Origin of the sequence: Dyadobacter chenwenxiniae (genome assembly GCF_022869785.1) — a bacterium.
Classification (GTDB): Bacteria; Bacteroidota; Bacteroidia; order Cytophagales; family Spirosomataceae; genus Dyadobacter; species Dyadobacter chenwenxiniae.
This window is the reverse complement of sequence record NZ_CP094997.1, coordinates 6,607,398-6,629,640: the sequence shown is the minus strand read 5'-3', so window position 1 is coordinate 6,629,640 and position 22,243 is coordinate 6,607,398. Positions and strand designations below refer to the sequence as shown.

The window sequence follows — 22,243 nt, the reverse complement described above, 5'->3', positions numbered from 1 at the left end:
AATGAACGAAAAGGAGGTTAACGATCAGTGATCATTAACCCCCTTTTTTTTTGCGACCATTAATGATTAGTTGCAATAACTGCCAATGACCTTATATGCTTGCTGGTAGCCCAACTCCCCCGCCCTGCTCAAATCCAGGCATCCTTCGTTGACTTCTCCGAGACTGTTTTTCAAGATGCCGCGTAAATAATAAGCTTCCGGATAATCGGAACGTAGTTTGATAGAGCTTGAAAAGTCCATAACCGCACCCATTTGGTCACCGCTCGCCGAACGTACCATGGCCCGTGAGAAGAACGCTGTCGAGTAAGTCGGATTAAGCTCTACTGCGGTTGTAAGGTCCTGGATCGCACCCTTCACCTCTCCTACTTTCGCTTTACTGACGCCTCTTACAAAATACGCCTCTGCCCGCTCCTGGCTCAGATTATCTATTTTCATGTTATGCTGAACCTGGTCCCTTAATGCATCCAGCGTTTCGCGGTTTATTTTACCCGAGTAGGCGACTTTTTTCGGATCTCCGACATAGATGTTTTTTAATTCAATAGAAGTAGAAAGATCTGCGATCGCCCCGCGTGTGTCGTTGAGCTTTCCTTTGGCATAACCTCTCCCGTAAAATGCCTGGTAATTTTCAGCGTTCAGCTGGATTGTTTTATCAAAATCAATGATGGCGCCTTGGTAGTCGTCAATCTTGTTCTTGGCAAAACCTCTTTTTTCGTAATATTCACTTTCATTAGGGCTCAATTCGATAGCTCGTGTGAAGTCTGCAACGGCTCCCTGGAAATCGCCCAATTCTATTTTTGCCAATCCACGGCCTGCATAAGCACCTGTTCTTTTGGGACTTAATTCAATAACCCTTGTAAAGTCAGCAAGGCTGCCTGCATATTCATGCAAGTCCTGCTTGCAATTTCCCCGCGCATATAAGGCTGCGAGCTCGTCCGGATTCAGTGATAACGCTTTGTCGAGATCTGCAAGTGCGCTTCGGTGCTTTTTTAGCTTCGCATAACTTACGCCCCGGTTGTAGTAGATCTTCGGGTCTTCTGCATTGAGTTCCAATGCTTTGGAATAATCCTCTATGGCTGAGGAGAAGTCATCCTGCAGGCTTTTGCTCACGCCGCGGCTCTGGTAATAAAGGGGTTCTTTCGGATTTAGCTCAATAGCGCGGTTGTAGTCTTGAATGGCTCCTCTGAAATCTTTCAGATTAGCCTTGGCCAACCCACGGTTGAAAAAGCTTGGCGCATGCTCCGGGCTCATCGAAATGACCGTTGAATAGGCTTGCAGGGCACCATTAAAGTCGCCGGTCCCGGCCCTTGTGTTGCCTTCTTCGAAAAATTCCGCAGCCGATCTTTGGGCAAAAATGGAGTCAGGTAAGAGAATTGCAAAGAGGGTAATCAGACTAAAAAATAAAACTTTCATGTATGTAAACCGTTTCCTCAAATCAAATTTGTTTTTATTATCCTATAAAAGTATTCAAATTCCTACTACGCATCAAAAAAGGCACGCGCTATTTTTCCACCGCATATTTTAAAGTGCTTTTGGGAGAATATGGTTACTTTTACCGTATGAATTCCGGCCGCGGAATCCCTTTATTCACCTATCCAACACCAGTTATGACAGCCACTTCCAGAAAAATTTTTGTCGTCATTTTGATGCTCATTGCAGCCGGAGCTGTGTATTATGCCTTCTTCCGACCGATTGACAATAAGGAGGCTCATGTCGAGGGAGCGGTTCAGGGGCAGGAAGCAGAGGCGTCTGTTTATTTGTCTGAACTGAGAGATCTGGAAGGTAAGCCGGTGGCGATGGACGAAGATAAACTGGTGTTTCTGAATGTGTGGGCCACCTGGTGCGGCCCTTGCAACATGGAAATGCCGGGTATCCAGAAGCTTTACGATAAATACAAAACGCATGAAAAAGTTTCATTCTACATCATTTCAGATGAAGATGCTGCGACCGTAAATCCGTTCATTGCGCGAAAGGGTTATAATCTGCCTTTTTATCAATTTGCAGGCGCTTATCCGCCTGCATTGGATGGCAATGCGATTCCAAGAACTTACATTATTTACAAAGGCAAAATATTAGTCGAGGAAGTTGGCGCGTCGCAGTGGGACCGGCCGGAAATTGTGGATCTAATCGAGAAGCAACTCGCCGAAATCTAAACCCGAAAGGACGCAAAAAGAGCGCTGATCTGCCGACCAGCGCTCTTTTTTATTTTCAATTACTTATTCTACGATGAATGTTCCTTTCATCAATGCATAGTGACCAGGGAAACTGCAGATGTAAGTGTAAGTTCCTTTTGCAGGTGCAGTAAATTCAACCGTGTCGCTTTCACCGCCACCAACAAGTTTGGTATGGGCAACGATGCTGGCCGCTTCCGACTTAGGAATGTATTCTGTTTCTCTTGCAGCAGCAGCTTTTGAACCAAATGCAGCAACATCAGTTCCTGGCTTCAAAAGTACCCAGTTGTGTCCCATTGCCGCTTTTGCAAGTTTACCAGAGTGTGTCAAAGTAAGCATTACTTTTTGTCCAGCCTTCACTTTGATCTCTTTAAGGTCAAATTGCATTGCGTCACTTCCTTTTATAACGATGGTTTTAGCTTGTTTAACATCGCTAACAACAGCTTTGGCTGGTAATTTAGCCTCAGCAGTGTTCATTGTAACCGCTCCGAAAGCCAGAACTGAGGCAAGAAGCATTACGCCATACTTCGTCGTTTTCATATTAAGAGTATTAGTAAACTTGATTGTTTGATAATTAACAGATGCAATTTACGATGCGGCGTTTGAAAAATGCAAAACATTAACATTTGTTTGATAAACAATTGTTAAAACAGGATTTTATATTGATCACGTGCCGCCCTTCCCACACAGATCACGGACAGCACCATCATATAATGGTTAATATCCACCGGGTCCATGGGAATAGGGAGCTTCCCGGATTTCGTAGACAATGCCAGCAGCATCATTGAAAATACCACCCATAACGCGCTTTTCTGTCGGCTTGCAAGTCCTACACAAGAGATCAGTAATGTGATCAGAATGGCGAGTGATTTAATGATAAGACCTACATATTCAACGCCGAACCAAGTGATGCAATACATGAGCAACAACCCGAGTCCAATGGTGGATGCAAAGAAATAAGTCCCCGCCTGATAGCGCATAATCAGGCACCAGGATGCGGAGACGAGGCAAAATGCGCCTAATGTCATCTCACCGGCGATGATGATCTCGTGCAGGTTTTCAAAACTTTCCACGCCTGCATACACAAGCAGGTCCGTGAGCGCGACGAGTGCGATGAAAAACAAAAATATCCCCCAGAGCCACTTGCTAATAAGCGGCTGCGTCCTGAAATACCTCGTAAAAATAAATATGCTGGTAAAACTTAGAACCAAGTTAGAAAATATATGTGGACTGCTGAGTATCTGCATAAACCTGCTTAATATTGTCAATAAAGCAATTTACAAATTCTGGCTACATTTTGCTACTTCGTGCTTTTCGTCCTACTTTTACCAAAAAAACTGATTTACCAACATGAGCGTTTTAGTTAATAAAAATTCTAAGATAATAGTTCAGGGATTTACCGGATCGGAGGGCTCTTTTCATGCCCAACAAATGATCGAATACGGTACTAATGTCGTAGGTGGCGTAACTCCGGGCAAAGGCGGCCTTTCACATCTTGAAAGACCTGTTTTCAACACAGTTGACCTGGCTGTTCGTGCGACTGGTGCGGATGTATCTATCATTTTTGTTCCGCCGGCTTTTGCTGCTGATGCTATAATGGAAGCCGCTGATGCTGGAATTGGCGTTATCGTTTGTATCACCGAAGGTATCCCTACTAAGGACATGATGCAGGCAAAAGAATATATCAAAAACAAAAACTGCCGTTTGATCGGACCAAACTGTCCGGGTGTTATTACTGCTGAGGAATGTAAAGTGGGCATTATGCCAGGATTTATCTTCAAAAAAGGAACTGTTGGTCTGGTTTCAAAGTCAGGAACATTGACTTACGAAGCGGTTGATCAGCTGACACGCGCAGGACTTGGACAAACAACTGCCATCGGTATCGGAGGTGACCCAATCATCGGAACTACGACTAAGGAAGCGGTTGAATTATTGATGAATGACCCTGAAACAGAAGCAATTGTCATGATCGGTGAAATTGGCGGAAGTATGGAAGCGGATGCGGCCAACTACATTAAGTCAACTGGTAACAAAAAACCTGTTGTAGGTTTCATCGCAGGACAGACTGCCCCGAAAGGACGCAGAATGGGCCATGCTGGTGCAATCATTGGGGGTGCTGATGATACTGCTGAGGCCAAAATCAGAATTATGAAAGAGTCGGGTATATTTGTAGCTGAGTCACCTGCATTGATCGGCGAAACGATGCTGATTGCTCTTGGAAGAAAATAGTAACCTGCTTACATATAACTTTATAAGAGGGCTGGGGAAACCCCGCCCTTTTTTATACCAATGAAGTCCATTTCTTTCACGCTTTTTTGGGCTTTTCTTATAGCTTTTTCCGTTTCCGGGACATTCGCTTCCGGCGCGGCCAAAGTCAATCCTCCCGAGCAGTATTTCCCGGTTTACGATTACCAGAACGACTGGCTCGTTTACAATCCTCAATATAAAAACTACGTCCCTTTCTCCCAGGGCGTGAACGAAGGCGCGCGCTACGTAAGCTTGTACATTGATCTTGTCAAGAACCGTCGCTATGTGCTGCTTGTAAAGGCTGAGAATGAGAGCTATTTGTTCCTGGAAGGGTCTCTTCAAAATAAAGTAGCCAAAGAACAATGGCAGGAACTAAGTATAGATAGCCTGCATAAAATATACAAGAAGGACGAATTGCTGCTCACAATTTACGGCAGCTCTGGCATCGGTGACAAATCCGTGCTGCTTTGTAACAAAAAGAAGCGCAACGATCCCACAACCATTCAACACGCGGGACGTAATTTTATAAACATTAAGCCCATTACATTTACTCCGTTTGGCAACTTCGCTGCCCTTTCGCTCATCATTATTTTGATACTAAGCGTCTGGATTTTCAATGCTAACCCATTGTCATTTATACGTTTGATAAATCCAATTGAATTTTTCAACAACGATCCGAGGGACCAGCTTTCCAAAATCAACAAGCCTTATAGCAACACGGTCATTTTTTTTGTCATCATCACCTCAATGCTGATGAGCGTTATTGTGATTTTCTTTTCGGCCAATGAGCTTAATGTATTTTCTGTCAGCACGATATTGTCGGAAAGGTCCAATACATTGCAGATCATGGGTGACTTTTTTATCCTTTCCCTGATCTTTTTCCTACTCACTTATCTCAAATATATCTGCATGGTGATGGCCGGAAACATGCTCAATCTGGACAAGCAGGTCGATATCATCTTTATTAAAATAATACAATCCTCCTACCTGTTTTATGCAGCATTGTTCCTTGTTGTTTTCATGCTGAGTTTCAACCATGTAAACTGGCTTAACGAGATGCGGGCTTATGTTCTGGCCCCATTTTTGCTCTTCTACTCGGCACGATTCCTGGCCCTGTACATTGTAACCAAGCCGCCGGGCTCGTTGATTAATCTGTATTTATTTTCGTACCTTTGCGTCATTGAAATAATCCCGCTCATTGTCGGCATAAAGTTTGCTTTATAATTGCAGAAGATGAAACGGAATTTAAACTAATGAGGATTATACATGAGTGATACCATCAATTTTGATCAGGAGCGGCTTAAAAAAGTAACCAGCCTTTTAGTTAGTCAATCCAGACCAGCCGACGAGAATTCACCTTACTATGAATTGGCCAAAAAATATAATATTAAAGTAGATTTCAGGCCGTTCATACAAATTGACGGAGTTTCTTATAAAGAGTTTCGCAAACAAAAAATCAACATTCTGGACCATACAGCGGTTATTTTCACTAGCCGCAATGCCATAGATCACTTCTTCCGTATTTGTAATGAGGGGAGAGTTGAGGTGCCTGCGACGATGAAATATTTCTGTATTTCGGAACAGACTGCCAATTACCTTCAGAAATACATTGTGATCCGTAAGAGAAAGATCTTCACAGGAACCAAAACGGCTGCTGAACTGATCGAGCTGATGCGGAAACATAAGAAGGAGAAGTTCTTATATCCATGTTCGGACGTTCGCAAAAACGACATTCCGGAATTTGCGGACACAGAAGAATTCCACTTCGTTGAGGCTACGATGTATCAGACCGGCTCTGCCGATCTTTCTGATCTTGAAGATGTTTACTACGATATTATTGCATTTTTCAGTCCATCCGGGATCAAGTCATTGTATGACAACTTCCCTGATTTTAAACAAAACTCCACGCGTATTGCTGCTTTTGGCCCGACAACGGCAAAGGCAGTAACAGATGCAGGTCTTTTTCTGGACATTCAGGCACCATTGCCAAATGCCCCATCGATGACTGGCGCGCTCGACCTTTATATCAGACAGGCGAACAATGTTTGAGTCGTTTTTCCCCCAAAAAAGCCCCGGAAAATTTCCGGGGCTTTTTTGTTATTTTATCAATTTTTTTAAGCAATATGCGTTATAAATAAAATCCGAAAACTCCCAGCGTGTTCCTTAACCAAACCCACAGGCATGACTTTGACGTTTATTATTCGAAGTATTAAATATAACCGGCTGCTTGCCATATTACTCCTGACCACCAGTGGTGCGATGGCTCAGAAAGACGCACAATTCAGCTTATTTTCTCTTAATCAGCTTTATCTTAATCCGGCAGCTGCGGGTGCAGACGGACTTACCAAGTTTCAGCTGACGCACAGAACACAATACGCAGGTTATCAGGGCACTAATGTCACAGACGAAGGGGGTGCACTATCCACCCAGCTGTTTTCATTCAGTATGCCCATTAAAAACTTCGGGATTGGATTTTACGCGCTGAACGATCGCAGCGGTCCTCGCACAGACCAGGAATTCAAAGTTTCAGCAGCTTACCGTATTCCAGCATTTGGCGGCAATTTCCAGGTGGGTGCAAGTGCAGGCTTATTCAGACAGTCCATCGACTATAGCAAGTTGAGATACCAGGATCCCGATGATCCATTGATCCCGACAGGAAATATATCCGAAATTAACCCCGACTTTTCTATCGGCGCGCGATTTGAAAATGAGACATTCTATGCCGGGCTTTCCTTTAACCACCTTTTAGAACCCAAATATCAGCTAGGATCTGGAACTGCGACGAATCCTTTACCCCAAACGTTGTATTTTAATGCGGGTGTAAATATTGAATTAGGTTACATGCTTGATATTCAGCCAATTGTTCTTTTAAAATCTGATATCAGCACTTTCTCTGCCGAAGGAGGCGCAACAGTTACTTACAACAAGCGCTACTGGATTGGTGGAACATACAGACAGCAAGACACTTATTTTATATTGATGGGCGGGATTTATTTACTTCCCGATCAATCGCTGAGGCTTTCCGGAGCGTATGATCTTGTATTGGGGGGAAATGATTCAAAAGCACCTTCTTCCTTTGAAGTAATGTTGTCATACGCGTTACCATCTCCAAAGTTTGGCAAAAAGGCGATCATACGTACACCGCGTTTCAGGTTCTAGCCTGCCAGGCAACGCTCCGTATATAGTACTATGGAATCCAGAAATTATTTAAATAACTGTAATTTAACCAATTTATTAAACGGTTTTTGTAAACCTGTAGGTAATTGTAGTTGATCAGTTTGCAAAACTTTAATTTATATTTGTAAAATAATCTTGCCTTATACCATTTATCTTATTCTTACGTTAACTCGATAAATGCAGGCTTTGTGATGAATTCGGGAGCTTCATAATATGATTTCTCCCAGATTTTGCTGAGCGTGAGATTGTTATTTTTGTTTTTATTTCAAGTATACTATATATCACCAGTCGACGTTTTTAGGCTAACATTTTATTATTCAAATTTTACAAAAACACTATGAATGTGAAAGTGTTCTATCGGGATGGAGTCAAAAGCCTGCTTTTGGTGGCCGCTCTTATGCTGATGCAAAGTTGCGGATTTATTAAAAGTAAGTTTGGCAAGGGAGGACAAGAAGAAAGCGGGATTCAAAACGGGGAAATTACAGCGACAGCCCGTAAAGGTTATAAGCAGACAACTCCGGCTGGTATGGTGGTGATCCCATCAGGCTCCTTTGTAATGGGACAAGCCGATGAAGATATAGCTTCCTCAATGAACAACATGAACCGTCGTGTGACGATCAGCTCATTCTTTATGGATGACACTGAGATCACAAACAACGAATATCGCCAGTTTGTAAATGCCTTGCTGGTTGACTCGGTTTCGGTTTTGGGAGAAGAAGAAATCATGTCCAAATACTATCCTGATACAACAGCTTGGAAAAAAGACTTTGCATATTCTAATGGTGACCCATTTGTCGAATATTACTATCAGCACCCAGGATTTGATACTTACCCAGTTGTAGGTGTTAGCTGGCAAGGTGCCCAGTATTTCTCGAAATGGCGCACTAACCTGCTACATGATTTCCAAAACAAAGAAGGACAATTTAACTCAACCGGCTTCCGTTTGCCAACAGAAGCAGAATGGGAATGGGCAGCAAGAGGCGGACGTGCAGTAGCAAAATATCCTTGGGGTAATCCTTACACCATGAATGCGAAAGGATGCTTCCTGGCAAACTTTAAGCCACAACGCGGAAATTATGATGCGGATGGCTATCCTTACACAGGCCCAGCCAATGCCTACAATCCGAACGACTTTGGCCTTTATAATATGGCAGGAAACGTTGCAGAGTGGACTTCGGACGCATACACAGATAATGCAACAGCGATTGTTTGGGATATGAACCCAAGATATGACAATCCGGACGAACCCCGCAAAGTGGTTAAAGGTGGTTCATGGAAAGACATCGCTTACTACTTACAGACTGGCACGAGAACTTTCGAATACGAAACAGAACGTCGTGCATTCATTGGCTTCCGCTGCGTGATGGACAATGTTAATGACCGCGGTGGTGCGCGTGCACGCCGTCGCTAATTATGATCTTCATTCGAAAGAAGCAGCGTTTTCCGTAACTCTGCTTCTTTTTTACGACCTCTTCAATTCAATTCAAACTAACAATTTCTAAATTTTTCACTGTAACTGATTTCAACAAGTATGGCTAAGAATAGCGGACCTAATTTTTTTTGGGATAAACTGGTACCAACAATATATAGCGCAGGTGCTGCCGTTGTTATTTTGGGAGCGTTAGCGAAAATTCAACACTGGGACTTTGGTGGCCCTTTACTAATTGCAGGATTGGGTACTGAGGTACTTATATTTTTACTCTACGCACTTCAGACACTAACACAATCTTCTGATCGCGATCCGGACTGGACCCGCGTTTACCCTGAGCTTGCAGACGATTACAATGGTCCTGCTATTACTCGTGGATCTACATCTTCAAGTGGTGTTACAGCTAAATTGGACAACATGCTTGACAATGCGAAACTTGGACCTGAGGTTTTCGACAGCCTTGGAAAAGGTTTCAGAAACCTGTCTGAAACAGTTGGCAAAATCAGCGATCTGACGGATGCAACTGTTGCTACTAATGATTACGCAAGAAATGTGAAAAGTGCGTCAACGGCGATCAATGATATGAATAAATCTTATGGTGTTGCGATCAGCGCTATGAGTTCTATGGCTGACGCTACAAAGGATGCGCAATCTTACCGTGAACAATTCCAGCAGATTACCAAAAACATGGGCGCACTTAATGCGGTTTATGAGCTGGAACTTCAAGATACGACGAAGCACTTGAAGGCCATGAATGCATTTTATGGCAACCTTACAGCTGCAATGGAAAACATGGCTGACGCAACAAAAGAATCACAAGTATTTAAAAACGAAATGTCTAAACTGACGACTAATATTTCGTCTCTGAATGGCATTTATGGTAATATGCTGACTGCCATGCGTGGTAGCAACGTGTAATAGTGGATTAGCAAGCATATAGTAAATCCTTCTGAGATTATTAATTGTTTGTTATCAATAAATTATTCAATCACTGATAACTGATTACTGAATATATGGCAGGTGGAAAAGAAACACCCCGTCAAAAGATGATTGGCATGATGTACCTGGTACTTACTGCAATGCTTGCATTGCAGGTCAGTTCAGCCATCATAGAAAAATTCATTCTTCTGAACAATTCTTTGGAACTATCCTCCGGAGCAGCTAATAAAATAAACCAGGAAACTGTACTTAAAATCAAGGCAGCCGTAGAGAAAGCTGGCAACAGGTCGGCCGATGTGGCGGTAATCAAACAAGCCGAAGAGGTTCGCAAGTTTACTGCTGACCTGACCAATGAAATCAATACATTGAAGCAGGAGATTATCACCAAAGCGGGTGGCGGATTGAATGAGGAAGGTGGAATTAAAAACCCAGATGAAGAAGCCAAGGTTGCTGAAATGATGATTGCACAAGGAAAAAAAAGGGAAGGCCTATGGTTTGAAAGAGACGCTTAATGCGTACACTGCAAGATTAAATGCTTTATCTCCTAATAAATTCCAAATGCTTGCAATGGACGGCAGAGAAGATCCGGGCGTTAAAACAAACAAAGAACAAAGAAACAAAGATTTTGCTGAGTTAAATTTCGAATCAACACCCGTTGCAGCTGCATTGGCAGTTTTAAGTCAGAAGCCAACAGACATTCGCCGTATGGAAGGCGAAGTTTTGAACTATCTGGCAAGTAAAGTGGGTGCAGCTGACGTTAAATTTGACCGCGTGCTTGCGATGGTTAGTGCGGATGCTAAAACCGTCGTGGCTGGTACAAAATTCAAAGGACAAATGTTTATTGCCGCTTCGGCATCGGGGATAACTCCTCGCATGAGCTTGAACGGCTCGCCTGTTAAAGTTGAGAACGGTGTTGGTATGATTGAATTCACTGCGCAGGGAGGTGGTTATAATGCAGAAGGGAATGTACGCAAAGAATTGCAGGCACGCATCACGATTCCTACGCCATCGGGAAGAGATACCACTTACACGATGAACCAGGAATATTTTGTAGTGAAGCCTTCTTACCAAATTGAGACAGGAACATTACCTCCGTTGTATTTGGGTTGCGCGAATAAACTGAGTATCCAAAGCCCTGCATTAGGAGCACTTTGGGCACCGAGTTTTTCAACCGACGGTGGAGAAATTATTCAAAGCGGACAGAAAGGAAAGTTTACGATCGTTCCAAGCAAAGCACAGCTGAATATTACAGTTAGCAATGGTGGAAACGTTTTGGGTTCTGAGCCATTCCGTGTAAACCGGGTCCCTAAGCCTTCAATTGAAGTAAGGGTGAATGGTGCGCCATTTGATGAAAGAAAAGGAGCTCCTGCTGCCGGCGCACGAAGTATACAAGTCATCGCTGTTCCTGATGAGAGCTTTAAGAACTTTTCTCCGGAAGATGCGAGATTTAGAGTTTCCCAGGTTGAGATATCATTGGCTCGCGGAAACCGCCGTATTAATGGCGTCACGCTGAACGGCGGCGGAGGTTCAATCTCTTCATTGGCGCAACAAGCACAACCAGGTGACCGCTACGTAATCTCTATTTTGAAAGTTGAACGTCAGAATTTTAAAGGAGCAATTAGCGAAGTTGAAATGGGTAACCAAACTCGTCAGGTAACGCTATACTAATCAGTCAATTTTAATCGTTGATTGGACAATACAACCTTATGTATGTTATGAGAAGAATGAACGGAAAAACGATTGCATGGTCATTACTTTCTTTGTCTTTGGCAACAGGCGCAGCCTTCGCCCAGGAAAAGGAGGATTCCACAGCTAACCAGTTTTCGTCACGCCCCATCGCTGATGGTGACATTTTGATGAAGAGAACGCTATGGAGAAGGGTCGATCTGAAAGAGAAACAAAATGTTTCTATGTTCTCAAAAAACAATGAGATCACACGTTATCTGCTGGAAGCTGCAAAAGCGGGTTTGATTGATGCTTATACAAATGACTCATGCGCTACTAAAATTGATGCTGATGAACTGCATAAGCGTATATTAATCCCTAATCAAACCGCCGGATTATCCGCAGAGGAACTTGCCGCAGGTTTTGGCGAACCTGCGAAAGCCGATGATGGATGGGGTGCCAAGGCAAAGGCTGATCCTACTAAACAGGCAGCAACAGCTGACGATGGTTGGGGCAATACAAAAAAAGACACAAAACCTGAGGCAGCTGCCGAAGATGATGGATGGGGCCCACCAAAGAAGAAGTCTACCAAGAAAGGCGCAAAAACTGAGGTAGCTAAAGAAGAGCCACCGGTAGTTGAGCAACCAAAAGTTGATACAACATTCCAGACCGAAGTTGCCGCTACTGAGGAAGAATATTTCCCTGAGCAGTTGAGCATTCTTGAAGTAAAAGAAGATTGGACATTTGATAAGAAAAGATCTCGTTTGTATAACGACATCCAAACTTTGACGATCATCCTTCCGTCAGAACAAACTGCTACTGGTCTTGAATTGCCTGTTGCTTCTTTCCGTTACAAAGACGTGGAAAGACTATTCAGAAGCGATCCTAAGAAATATATTTGGTACAATACGCATAACACCGCTCAGAATAAAAACCTTGCAGATGCGTTTGATTTGCGCTTGTTCTACGGTCGTATCACAAAGTATTCGAATGCAAACGACAGAGCATTTTTAGATATCTATAACGGCGAAAAAGAAGCACTTATCAAGTCTTTGAACTACGAGCAGGAGTTAATGGAACTGGAACACGGACTTTGGGAATATTAATCTCAAACCTATCAGGCATAAAAAAAGGTTATCCGCACTGCACTGCCCCCAAAAAGTTAGACACTTCTTGGGGGCTTTTTTATGGGCAAAAACAGAAAACACAGTGTAGCTTTCAGGCTAAAGGTCGTTAAAGCCTATCTAGCCGGTGATGGTATCAATGAATTATCCAGACGCTTTAAGATTGCTAAATCCAGTGTGCAAAAATGGATTGGACATTATAAGCAAGGCGGGGGTTCAAGCCTTTTGCCGCAATACGGGCACAATTACACAAAAGAATTTAAGCAACAAGTCGTGCATGCTTATCAGAACCAGGGCTTATCTTTGAATGAGTGCTGCTTCAAATTTAAAATACCCAGCATGAGTACTTTACATGTCTGGATCAGGCAGTATGAGCAGTTTGGTATAGATGGTTTTATCACGGCCCGTGGCAGGCCCAGGTCTATGAAAAACAAACCCAAGATCATTAAAACATACGGTCCATTGACCCGATTGGAGGAGCTCGAAAACGAGAACCTGCGCCTGAGGGCAGAGAATGACTTGCTAAAAAAGCTGGATGCCTTAATCCGCGAGAAGGAAGCTGCGCAAAAGAAAAAGCGTTGACAATCCATGGGTTAAGGCAGAAATACCCGCTTGAATTGCTTTTGGACCTCTTTGAAATACCCAGAAGTAATTTCTACTACCATATTAAAAATAGCGCTGCCGACAGCAAGTATAAAGACGCGCGAAGGCAGATCAGGCAAGTTTATGATCGGCATAAGGGAAGGTTCGGCTACCGTCGCATTACAATGACTATCCGTAAGATGGGCAGCAACATCAACCATAAAACGGTCTTAAAGCTGATGAAGGCCATGGACCTTAAATCGCTGGTCCGCGCCAAAAAGTACCGCTCTTACAAAGGTCAGACAGGCAAGGTAGCGCCCAACATCCTCAACAGGGATTTTAAATCTATAAAGCCATCACAGAAATGGGCAACGGATGTCTCTGAGTTCAGGGTGAAAGACAAAAAACTTTTTCTATCTCCTATTATTGATCTCTTTAATGGAGAAATCATCAGTTATAGCCTATCTGAATCGGCTAATTTCAAACAAGTCACACAAATGCTCAAAACCGCATTTAAAAAGATAAATAAGCCAGAAAGCCTGGTGCTACATTCGGATCAGGGATGGCAATACCAAATGAGTGAATATCAAAAAATGCTCAAATCAAAAGGCATTACCCAAAGTATGTCCAGAAAAGGCAATTGCCTGGACAACGCTATTATTGAAAACTTTTTTGGAACAATTAAATCGGAATTGTTCTACCTGAACAAATATCAAAGCATTGATGAGCTCAAAAAAGACATCAAAGATTACATTCACTATTACAACAAAGATAGGATCAGGCTTAATTTAAATGGAATGAGCCCGGCTCAATACCGGGCTCATCACACTAATCGTTAAATCTTAACTCGTCCAACTTTTGGGGTTCAGTCCACACTGGATAACCTTTTTTTATGCCTCGCTTTTTTATTTCTTAGGTAACTTGAATTTGAATGCCTTGGTCAACCTTGTCTTGTCTTCTGTTAACCCTAATGCAGCAATCGTCTTCTCGTAACTCTTGAGAATTTCCGCATCCATTCTTCCCAGCTATGATCCCAGGAATGATCACGACACGGACGTCCTGAAACGATCTGTCAGGTGCACTAGTAAGCTTCTCCTCAGACCATCCTCTTTGAAACAACTCAACAAAGAATGTCTTGTTTTGTATACCGTGAACAAAAGTAAATTCACTTCCGGCGGCTGTGGCGCCCGATCCAAACAGAACCAATCCTGGCAGAGGCCAGTATACATCTTGTGATTTAATGTAGACCAAGATGGCCGAAGATTGGAATAAACTATCTTCCGCAGGCGTCAAATCATTAAAGCCGGTAACGAAACCACCAGAAGTGTCCGTTTTAACAGCACCCGAAGACAAGATAATCGCTCCTCCACCCGACCCGGTTCCATCTTCACCAGCTGGTCCGGCAGGTCCCGCCGGGCCGGCAACGCCCGGATCTCCTTTCGGCCCAACTTCACCCTGCTTGCCTTCGCAACCAATCAAAAGCGTCATGGATCCAATCCAGGCAAATAGTAATAATCTTTTGAACATAATGTTAATGTTTAGAATGTGAACTGAAAATAAGAATGAAAACTATAAGAGTTAGCACGCTGACGAATTCTATTTTGACGAGAACAAGGGCGTTTTCTCCATAAATTATACAAAAAAATTAACTAATCCTTATTGCCGCTAAAAGATTAAAAAACCAGCAGTCGGGCATCGCTTAAATATGAGAAAAACTAGTGTGCAGAAATCTTTGATCCGTAATTTCGCGACAGACTAATAATGGAACCAAAAGCGTCGAATGTCAGAAAGTCCAAAGAAATATTTGATCATCATTGCAGGACCAACCGCCGTTGGGAAAACAGCAATGTCCATTCAGATAGCCAGAGCGCTGAACACGGAAATCATATCCGCCGACTCGCGACAATTTTTTAGGGAATTGAACATTGGCACAGCTAAGCCAACACTTGAAGAGCTTGCGCAGGTAAATCATCACTTTATCAACTCACATTCCATTTCCGAAAATTACAGTGCTGGTGACTTCGAACGCGACGTTTTAAAACTGTTGGAAAAGTTGTTCGAGACACATGATTACGTCGTCATGACGGGAGGTTCCGGATTCTACGTAAAAGCAGTTTCCGAGGGTTTAGACGACCTTCCTGCGCCTTTGCCTGGCCTCAGGGAATCATTAACTGAAAAGCTTCATGCAAACGGGCTGAACATCCTGCAAGAAGAACTCCGTGAAAAAGACCCGGCATTTGCTGCCACACCCGAAGTCAACAATCCGCAACGCGTAGTAAGAGCTTTGGAAGTTTTCTATACAACCGGTGCTCCAATTTCCCAATATCATCTGAAAAACACGCAAAAGCGGCCTTTTGAACAGATATTAATAGCCCTTGACAGGGATCGCACCGAGCTGTATAACCGGATTGATCTTCGCATGGATATGATGCTGGCAAACGGCCTGGTGGAAGAAGCGAAAGACTTGCTGCCTTACAGAGCGCATCATGCGCTTCAAACCGTGGGATATAAAGAAGTTTATGGCTTTCTGGATAACCAGTATGACGAAGCAGAAATGATCAGACTGCTGAAACAGAATTCACGGCGCTACGCCAAGCGGCAACTAACCTGGTTTCGTCATCAGGGTAAATTTGAATGGTTTCAGGCCAATGAGTATGAAAAAATCCTGACCTACATTCAGGCCAGGATTCAGGATAATGAGCAATGATAAGAATTATGCTATTCCAACTCACGATAGGCAAGAATTCCGCCCAGCACATTTCTAACATTATTAAAGCCCTGCGATTCCAAAAAACGGGCAGCTTTCCCACTTCTGGCGCCTGACCGGCAGTGAATGATAATTTCCTCGTCCTTCAAAGGTTCGAGTTCATCCAGATGATCCGGCAGCTCTCCAAGCGGGATTAGTTTCGCGCCCAGATTATCTTCCTCGTATTCGTGTTCTTCCCGAACGTCGTAAAAATTGATATCCTCTCCTTTTTCAAGACGCTCCTTCAGTTCTTCCACGGTAATATCCATACTTCTTACTTTTTATGATTTATAAAGTTATTGGACAAATAACATTTTTTGGGCAAACGATCGTTTCCCGTCCGACGATTTTACAATATAAATGCCTTCGTCAAGCTCAACCGTGGCTGAACGCTGGCCATTGTTTGGAATAATGGTTTGAACTAAATGTCCTTGTATAGAAAAAATCTCTATTCGTTTTAAAGACGCATTAGCCCAATTTATAATTCCTTTATTTGGGTTCGGGAAAAAATGAAACTCATTCGATGGAGCTGTCTCATTCCCGGTCACAATACCCGTAGCTTTCTTGCCCAGATACGGCCGGATCATTATACTTCCTTTCAACGCAGTTTCCTTGGCCCATTCGGTGCCTAGGTTATAGAAAACAACATTCTTTCCTAACATCGAATTCCTGTCAAATCCCACTGTAACCGGCTGCTCATTGAGTTGAAGCCAGCCCACATAAAAAGTATCGGGAACTGCAACCGGCGTGCTGAATGCATAATCTATAAACCCGTTTCGCTGAGCAGGATATCTTGCGCCGACAGATCTTTGCGCAATGAGTTTGTCCGGCTTACCATTTTTGCTATCAAAGATTTGAATGGTAAATCCCTGGCCTGACACATCTTTATTAAACTGAACCATAGCAAGTCTGATGCCACCTATTGTATCAGGTTTGGCCAGCGTATATTGAACAGCAACGCGACCGAGCTTTTGGTTCACCTGCACACCATATTCCGCACTTCCATCGTCATAGGCATAGTAATCTGTCAGATCTACCCGAGAAGTGATCGAGTCGTTGGTCTTAAGATTAACCCCGGGGATGGTGTCTGTTGTGGTAATAAGGAATTTAGTGGTCAGTTTTAGGCTATCCAGGTTGCTGCTTACGTTAAGCGGCGAAGTTTTTACCGCCAGCGACTTGGATTTCAGCGCCTCAACATAAATGGACCTCTGCTGGTTTCTGAATAATTCAGTTCCCTTAACGGCGTCCCTGATAGTGAATGTGCTCGTTAAAATGTTGAAATTATTAAAATTGTTTACAACATCTGTTTTTACAGAATCAGAAACGGCGGCCTGTGGATTAGCACGATATTGCCTGAGCGGCATCGCTGTGTATCTCCTGAGAAAAGGTGAAACCGCTTTCCTCACCGCAACGTCGAAAACGTAAGGTTGTCGCACCGAGCGCTTGGCGTCCAGGTAAACGTAGTCCAAATGCCACGTGTCGTAATAGCCTGAGTTGCGTCCATACGCTCGAAACCTGAATTGGAATGCATCATGGAAGTAAGCTGCGTCCGCAATCTTGACAAACTGCTTTTTATAGATGGTGTCCAGCTTATAGCCAACCTGTTGCCAGGCCGTTACCCAACCACTGCTTTTACTTAGAAATTCGAGTTGCAGATAATCACTCGAATCGGGCAGCTCTCCCAGGCCTTTTGCCATCCACTGAAAGCTGATATACAAAGAGTCGGCAGCTTTTCTGCCTGCAAGATTGATTGGCTGGGATGTTAATGTATCAGTAAAATTCTGAGTAAGCGGATTGACCAAATTGTAAGGTGTCCCCGTCGCGTTTAGACCATCAAAAGTCGCAATGTTGAGTGAAGGCTGCGAATTAGAAAGTGTATTATTAATGTAAACACCGCTTCCCGGCAACCAGTTTTTAGTATCCGGGCTTGCGGTTTTGGCAGTTGAAAAATCGTCAAAAAACGGGAGGTTTAATGTTGCTTCCGTACGCAATGTGCTTTGCGTTTCGGCCCCTTCATCAGCACGAGACCCGTCTATCGGGACCAGTTTTAGTTGGGCATATAACAACTGACACTGAAAAAGCGTAAGCAGCAATGTCAGGATTATACGTTTTCTATTATCAAAAGAACTTTTACTGTTCCGGTAATATATTCTCATTCCCAGTTGATTCAACTGCTTGTGGTGTGATCCAGAGATCGATTACATCTCCTATTCTAACATTATTTCCAGCGTCCGGGTTTTGTCTTACCACAGTTCCTGCTGCTTGTCCTTCCTCTGCCGGTATTTCCATTTGCTGACCTACTTTGAGCCCAGCTCCAATCAATGCGATTTTAGCCTCATCCAATGGCAAGCCCAAAACCGACGGTGCTTCAAACTGCGCAGTTCCGAGCCCTTCGCCCAATTCAAGATCTATTTTAGATCCCTTCGCAATCGCTTGTCCAGGCAAAATTTCCTTCCCATTATACATTTGTTTCAAAACTGCATTTTGCGCCATATCCGGCACATAGGAAATATTTCCTTCTTCAAGCCCTACACTTTTGAGCAGCATTTGCGCGCTCCGGTGCGTCATATCCGTAAGCTTAGGCATTTTGATCAAAGGCGCCGTGCGCGACGAAACCGTAACATATATCTTGCGTCCTTCTTTTACCTTGGCACCCGGCAAAGGATACTGAGAAATAATGGTCAGCGGGGGCACATTAGCCACGAAAGTACAATCCACTTCATAACGCAAATCACGGCTTTCGAGGAATTCTTCAAGTTCTGCAACATTCTTTTTCTTTAAGTCCGGAATTGTGACTGCCTCACCGTGATTGGTTGTAAAAGGCAGATAAACAAAAAAGAAACCCAGGAAAAGAACCAAAAGCAATGAAACTATAATTCCGATATGTATGAAAAGATCCGTTTTGGACTGTGTACTTATTTTGGCCATGTAATTACTTGATGCGCGAAATGTATAGACGGGTAAAAATAAACGTAATATTTCAGGATGCCAATATACTACATTGTATATGAGCCAAGAATTCTTTTAATGTATTTACCCAGGATATCAAACTCAAGGTTAACCCGATCACCTGCTTTCAGACTGTGAAAATTGGTGAATTCATAGGTGTAAGGAATGATCGCAACCCGGAATGCATTGGTTTCAGAATTGAAAACGGTAAGACTGACGCCATTGATACATATAGAGCCTTTTTCCACCGTAAGATTTCCTGTGGAGGCGTCATATTCAAAATCAAAAAGCCAGCTTCCGTCACGCTCTTCAACCGAAGTGCAAATGCCCGTCTGGTCAACATGCCCTTGCACAATGTGCCCGTCGAACCTCCCATTGGCTGGCATACAACGTTCCAGGTTTACCTTATCATAAACGGCCAGGTCGCCTAAGTTGGTTTTAAGCAATGTTTCTTCAATGGCCGTCACTTTATAAGTGTCCCCTTCTATCGCAACAACGGTCAGACAAACGCCATTATGGTTGACGCTCTGGTCTATCTTTAATTCTGTGGCAATCGGTGACTGAAACGAAAAAGTTTTATTGCTTCCCTCTGAATCTACTTTTAAAAGCGTTGCAATGGATTCTACTATTCCTGTAAACATTATCTTAGACGAAATTTTAAATACAAAGTTACGATTTATCACGGCTCTTTTCTTTGCAAATGGAGCTATTGCTGTGCCTAAATCTTTTCAAATCCACATAGTTTGCGAACTTTGCAGGAATGCGAAAAATCGCCATGCTCTTTGCCTAACCTATTTCTACAACAATTAATGAAAAAAGTCTTATTTATTGATCGGGACGGAACGATCATCGTCGAACCACCCACAGATTTTCAGGTAGACTCATTAGAAAAACTCGAATTTTTACCAAAAGCAATATCCGCACTCCGCAAAATTGCAGAAGAAACTGATTATGAGCTGGTCATGGTTACCAATCAGGATGGCCTGGGAACGGATTCATTTCCCGAACCCACATTCTGGCCGGCACATAACAAAATGCTGCAAACACTGGCAGGAGAAAATATACATTTTGCTGACATTTACATTGACCGAAGCTTTCCCGAAGATAATCTTCCGACCAGGAAACCGGGAACGGGAATGCTTACTGCTTACTTTTCAGACGAATATGACCTGTCCAACAGTTACGTGATCGGTGATCGTCTGACGGACGTGCAACTCGCGGTTAACCTGGGAGCAAAGGCAATCTTGGTTTTGGATAAAACACCCGAAGCTGGCTTATCCACAGAAATGAATGCGGTAACAAGCTTCGTTTCCAGGGATTGGGATGCTATCTACGAACATTTAAAATTGCCTTCCAGAACCGCATCTGTCGAACGGAATACAAAAGAAACGCAGATCAAGGTTGACCTAAACCTCGACGGAAGCGGCAGATCCGACATTCATACAGGACTTGGATTCTTCGATCACATGCTGGATCAACTAGCAAGACATTCCGGAGCAGATTTGTCTATCCACGTCGAAGGCGATTTGCACATTGATGAACATCACACCATTGAAGACACAGCGCTGGCACTGGGTGAAGCTTACCGGCAGGCCATTGGCGATAAGCGCGGCATCAGCAGATATGGGTTTTTGCTTCCTATGGATGAAGCCCTCGCCCAGGTTGCCATTGATTTTTCCGGTCGGCCGTGGATTGTTTGGGATGCCGAGTTTAAAAGAGAGAAGATTGGTGAAATGCCGACCGAAATGTTTTTTCACTTTTTCAAATCATTTTCCGACACATCACTCTCTAATTTAAATATTCGGGTAAGCGGTGACAATGAGCATCATAAGATCGAATCGATATTTAAAGCATTCGCGAAGGCAATAAAAATGGCCGTAAGACGTGATTTGAAAGCACTCGATTTCATGCCTTCAACCAAGGGAGTCCTTTAATTTTTTGATTAGTTGAACGGTCTGAGACATTTTTTATTTAATTTTGTTAACGTTAAGTAGTGTATAAATTGCTTTTTTATGGAAATGACAATCATAATGATCGTTTTTTATGTGGTTCTTCTCGGTTCTGCGTTCCTGGTTGGACGCTGGCTGGAAAACAACGAAAAACAATGGAAGGCTAAGTAAAAATTAATTAATTCACATTGCTGCGAACACTCTGTCTCATATTGCTCACGACCTTCCTCATCTGTAAAGCCACAGATGTAGCCAGCCTTTTGCTGGTGAAGGAAAAGGCGTCTGTGGTTTGCGATACCGGCACTTGTGATAATGAAAAAACGGAAGTTGAGAAAATCAACGACGACCAGTTGTTGATTTCTCATTCCTTCAATGTTGATAAATATATTTTATCAATTCCTCTCCGAAATACTTTCTCCTACTCTACCGGGTTTCAAAACGAAATTTCGTTAAAGCTGCTCTCTCCGCCACCCGAATTAATCTGATTTTTCTGGCATTATTTATTTTATGAGCATGGTGCTCCTGTGAATTTGTGCGTACACATTTCGCCGGGAAGTATCGTCTAAGTTCTCCTATTCAATCTAATTCAATCCAAAAATCATGATTAAGTCGTATAACCAGTTATTTGAAAATAATAAAAAATGGGTCGAAGAAACAAATCAGCAAGATCCTGAATTCTTCACCAAACTAGCGAACGGACAAAGCCCGAAATTCCTGTGGATAGGCTGCTCCGATAGCCGCGTTCCTGCCAATGCCCTCACCGGCACAATGCCTGGCGATATTTTCGTACACCGCAACATTGCCAATATGGTTATTCACACGGATATGAGCATGCTTAGCGTACTGGATTATTCTGTAAACGTGCTTGGCGTTCAGCACATTATCGTTTGCGGTCATTACGGTTGCGGCGGGGTTGCTGCTGCCATGGGCAACAAGCAGGTAGGTCTTATCGACAACTGGCTGCGCCACATTAAAGATGTTTACAGACTTCACCAGGAAGAACTTAACGCCATAGAAGACACGAAGAAGAGAACGGACCGGTTTGTCGAACTCAATGTGATCGAGCAGGTTATGGACCTTGCTAAAACTTCAATTGTGCAGAACGCTTGGTTGAACAAGAAGCCTTTACAAGTTCACGGAGTTGTCTACGCAGTCGGAACCGGCGTTCTTCAGGATCTGGGCGTTACGATGGACAGTGCAAATGATATGGAGAATGTATATAGGATGGATGTTCCTGTTATCGCCTGATATCGTATTTGCTTTTGATT

The 22,243-nt window shown here is 43.3% G+C and carries 24 protein-coding genes; 16 read left to right on the top strand and 8 right to left on the bottom strand.

Annotated features, from left to right (window positions below; genetic code table 11):
• Positions 1–66: 66 nt before the first annotated feature.
• Complete coding sequence (locus tag MUK70_RS28415; protein ID WP_234657779.1) at positions 67–1,410, bottom strand: tetratricopeptide repeat protein; 1,344 nt, start codon at positions 1,408–1,410, stop codon at positions 67–69.
• 194 nt (positions 1,411–1,604) lie between these two features.
• On the opposite strand from MUK70_RS28415, the gene MUK70_RS28410 reads away from it, so the two are divergent.
• On the top strand, positions 1,605–2,150 hold the full coding sequence (locus MUK70_RS28410) for a TlpA family protein disulfide reductase (protein WP_234657778.1): 546 nt from the start codon (positions 1,605–1,607) through the stop codon (positions 2,148–2,150).
• A gap of 63 nt (positions 2,151–2,213) precedes the next feature.
• Here MUK70_RS28410 and azu read toward each other — a convergent pair whose 3' ends face one another.
• Together azu and MUK70_RS28400 are read right to left on the bottom strand one after the other, a co-directional pair.
• Entirely contained in the window at positions 2,214–2,708 is a 495-nt protein-coding gene (gene azu, locus MUK70_RS28405; protein WP_234657777.1) for an azurin, read from the bottom strand.
• A 104-nt stretch (positions 2,709–2,812) separates the two neighbouring features.
• Positions 2,813–3,379 (bottom strand): hypothetical protein, encoded by a 567-nt coding sequence (locus MUK70_RS28400; RefSeq protein ID WP_234657776.1) that lies wholly within the window; start codon positions 3,377–3,379, stop codon positions 2,813–2,815.
• Between the two features lie 139 nt (positions 3,380–3,518).
• On the opposite strand from MUK70_RS28400, the gene sucD reads away from it, so the two are divergent.
• The 11 genes from sucD (at position 3,519) to MUK70_RS28350 (ending at position 14,170) form a co-directional block, all read left to right on the top strand.
• On the top strand, positions 3,519–4,397 hold the full coding sequence (gene sucD / locus MUK70_RS28395) for a succinate--CoA ligase subunit alpha (RefSeq protein ID WP_234603991.1): 879 nt from the start codon (positions 3,519–3,521) through the stop codon (positions 4,395–4,397).
• Between the two features lie 60 nt (positions 4,398–4,457).
• Positions 4,458–5,639: a DUF4271 domain-containing protein gene (locus MUK70_RS28390; RefSeq protein WP_234657775.1), complete on the top strand. Its 1,182-nt coding sequence runs from the start codon at positions 4,458–4,460 to the stop codon at positions 5,637–5,639.
• 42 nt (positions 5,640–5,681) lie between these two features.
• Positions 5,682–6,464 (top strand): uroporphyrinogen-III synthase, encoded by a 783-nt coding sequence (locus MUK70_RS28385; RefSeq protein WP_082216078.1) that lies wholly within the window; start codon positions 5,682–5,684, stop codon positions 6,462–6,464.
• A gap of 132 nt (positions 6,465–6,596) precedes the next feature.
• Positions 6,597–7,574 (top strand): PorP/SprF family type IX secretion system membrane protein, encoded by a 978-nt coding sequence (locus MUK70_RS28380; protein ID WP_234657774.1) that lies wholly within the window; start codon positions 6,597–6,599, stop codon positions 7,572–7,574.
• 355 nt (positions 7,575–7,929) lie between these two features.
• Positions 7,930–9,003 carry a T9SS ring complex lipoprotein PorK/GldK gene (porK, locus tag MUK70_RS28375; RefSeq protein ID WP_026628456.1) on the top strand — a complete coding sequence of 358 codons (1,074 nt, stop codon included), beginning with the start codon at positions 7,930–7,932 and terminating at the stop codon, positions 9,001–9,003.
• A gap of 120 nt (positions 9,004–9,123) precedes the next feature.
• Entirely contained in the window at positions 9,124–9,939 is an 816-nt protein-coding gene (porL, locus tag MUK70_RS28370; RefSeq protein WP_234603997.1) for a type IX secretion system motor protein PorL/GldL, read from the top strand.
• A 137-nt stretch (positions 9,940–10,076) separates the two neighbouring features.
• Positions 10,077–10,472, top strand: a complete 396-nt coding sequence (locus MUK70_RS30930) for a hypothetical protein (protein WP_275975548.1) — start codon at positions 10,077–10,079, stop codon at positions 10,470–10,472.
• Positions 10,423–11,628, top strand: coding sequence for a type IX secretion system motor protein PorM/GldM (gene porM / locus MUK70_RS28365; RefSeq protein ID WP_275975547.1), 1,206 nt, complete (start codon positions 10,423–10,425; stop codon positions 11,626–11,628). The genes MUK70_RS30930 and porM overlap by 50 nt, the downstream gene beginning before the upstream one ends.
• Positions 11,629–11,666: 38 nt before the next feature.
• Positions 11,667–12,731: a type IX secretion system ring subunit PorN/GldN gene (gene porN / locus MUK70_RS28360; RefSeq protein WP_234604282.1), complete on the top strand. Its 1,065-nt coding sequence runs from the start codon at positions 11,667–11,669 to the stop codon at positions 12,729–12,731.
• Between the two features lie 81 nt (positions 12,732–12,812).
• Complete coding sequence (locus tag MUK70_RS28355) at positions 12,813–13,331, top strand: helix-turn-helix domain-containing protein (RefSeq protein WP_234658927.1); 519 nt, start codon at positions 12,813–12,815, stop codon at positions 13,329–13,331.
• Positions 13,328–14,170 (top strand): IS3 family transposase, encoded by an 843-nt coding sequence (locus MUK70_RS28350; RefSeq protein WP_244784531.1) that lies wholly within the window; start codon positions 13,328–13,330, stop codon positions 14,168–14,170. Before MUK70_RS28355 ends, MUK70_RS28350 begins: the two co-directional genes overlap by 4 nt.
• Positions 14,171–14,243: 73 nt before the next feature.
• On the opposite strand, the gene MUK70_RS28345 is transcribed toward MUK70_RS28350, so the two are convergent.
• Entirely contained in the window at positions 14,244–14,858 is a 615-nt protein-coding gene (locus MUK70_RS28345; protein ID WP_244784867.1) for a hypothetical protein, read from the bottom strand.
• A gap of 253 nt (positions 14,859–15,111) precedes the next feature.
• Between MUK70_RS28345 and miaA the strand changes: the two genes are divergently transcribed.
• Positions 15,112–16,038, top strand: coding sequence for a tRNA (adenosine(37)-N6)-dimethylallyltransferase MiaA (gene miaA / locus MUK70_RS28340; RefSeq protein ID WP_234657121.1), 927 nt, complete (start codon positions 15,112–15,114; stop codon positions 16,036–16,038).
• Between the two features lie 11 nt (positions 16,039–16,049).
• On the opposite strand, the gene MUK70_RS28335 is transcribed toward miaA, so the two are convergent.
• The 4 genes from MUK70_RS28335 to MUK70_RS28320 all read right to left on the bottom strand — a co-directional run bounded on the left by MUK70_RS28335 (position 16,050) and on the right by MUK70_RS28320 (position 19,667).
• Positions 16,050–16,346 carry a rhodanese-like domain-containing protein gene (locus MUK70_RS28335; protein ID WP_234657119.1) on the bottom strand — a complete coding sequence of 99 codons (297 nt, stop codon included), beginning with the start codon at positions 16,344–16,346 and terminating at the stop codon, positions 16,050–16,052.
• A gap of 27 nt (positions 16,347–16,373) precedes the next feature.
• On the bottom strand, positions 16,374–18,233 hold the full coding sequence (locus MUK70_RS28330) for a T9SS type A sorting domain-containing protein (RefSeq protein WP_234657117.1): 1,860 nt from the start codon (positions 18,231–18,233) through the stop codon (positions 16,374–16,376).
• Positions 18,208–19,005, bottom strand: a complete 798-nt coding sequence (locus MUK70_RS28325; RefSeq protein ID WP_234604005.1) for a PASTA domain-containing protein — start codon at positions 19,003–19,005, stop codon at positions 18,208–18,210. The genes MUK70_RS28330 and MUK70_RS28325 overlap by 26 nt, the downstream gene beginning before the upstream one ends.
• A 68-nt stretch (positions 19,006–19,073) precedes the next feature.
• Positions 19,074–19,667 (bottom strand): riboflavin synthase, encoded by a 594-nt coding sequence (locus tag MUK70_RS28320; protein ID WP_234604006.1) that lies wholly within the window; start codon positions 19,665–19,667, stop codon positions 19,074–19,076.
• Between the two features lie 168 nt (positions 19,668–19,835).
• Between MUK70_RS28320 and hisB the strand changes: the two genes are divergently transcribed.
• The 3 genes from hisB to can all read left to right on the top strand — a co-directional run bounded on the left by hisB (position 19,836) and on the right by can (position 22,223).
• A complete protein-coding gene (gene hisB, locus MUK70_RS28315; protein ID WP_234657115.1) occupies positions 19,836–20,960 on the top strand; it encodes a bifunctional histidinol-phosphatase/imidazoleglycerol-phosphate dehydratase HisB in 1,125 nt (374 codons plus the stop codon).
• A gap of 227 nt (positions 20,961–21,187) precedes the next feature.
• Positions 21,188–21,460 carry a hypothetical protein gene (locus tag MUK70_RS28310; protein ID WP_234604008.1) on the top strand — a complete coding sequence of 91 codons (273 nt, stop codon included), beginning with the start codon at positions 21,188–21,190 and terminating at the stop codon, positions 21,458–21,460.
• Between the two features lie 115 nt (positions 21,461–21,575).
• Positions 21,576–22,223, top strand: a complete 648-nt coding sequence (can, locus tag MUK70_RS28305) for a carbonate dehydratase (protein ID WP_234604009.1) — start codon at positions 21,576–21,578, stop codon at positions 22,221–22,223.
• Positions 22,224–22,243: the final 20 nt, after the last annotated feature.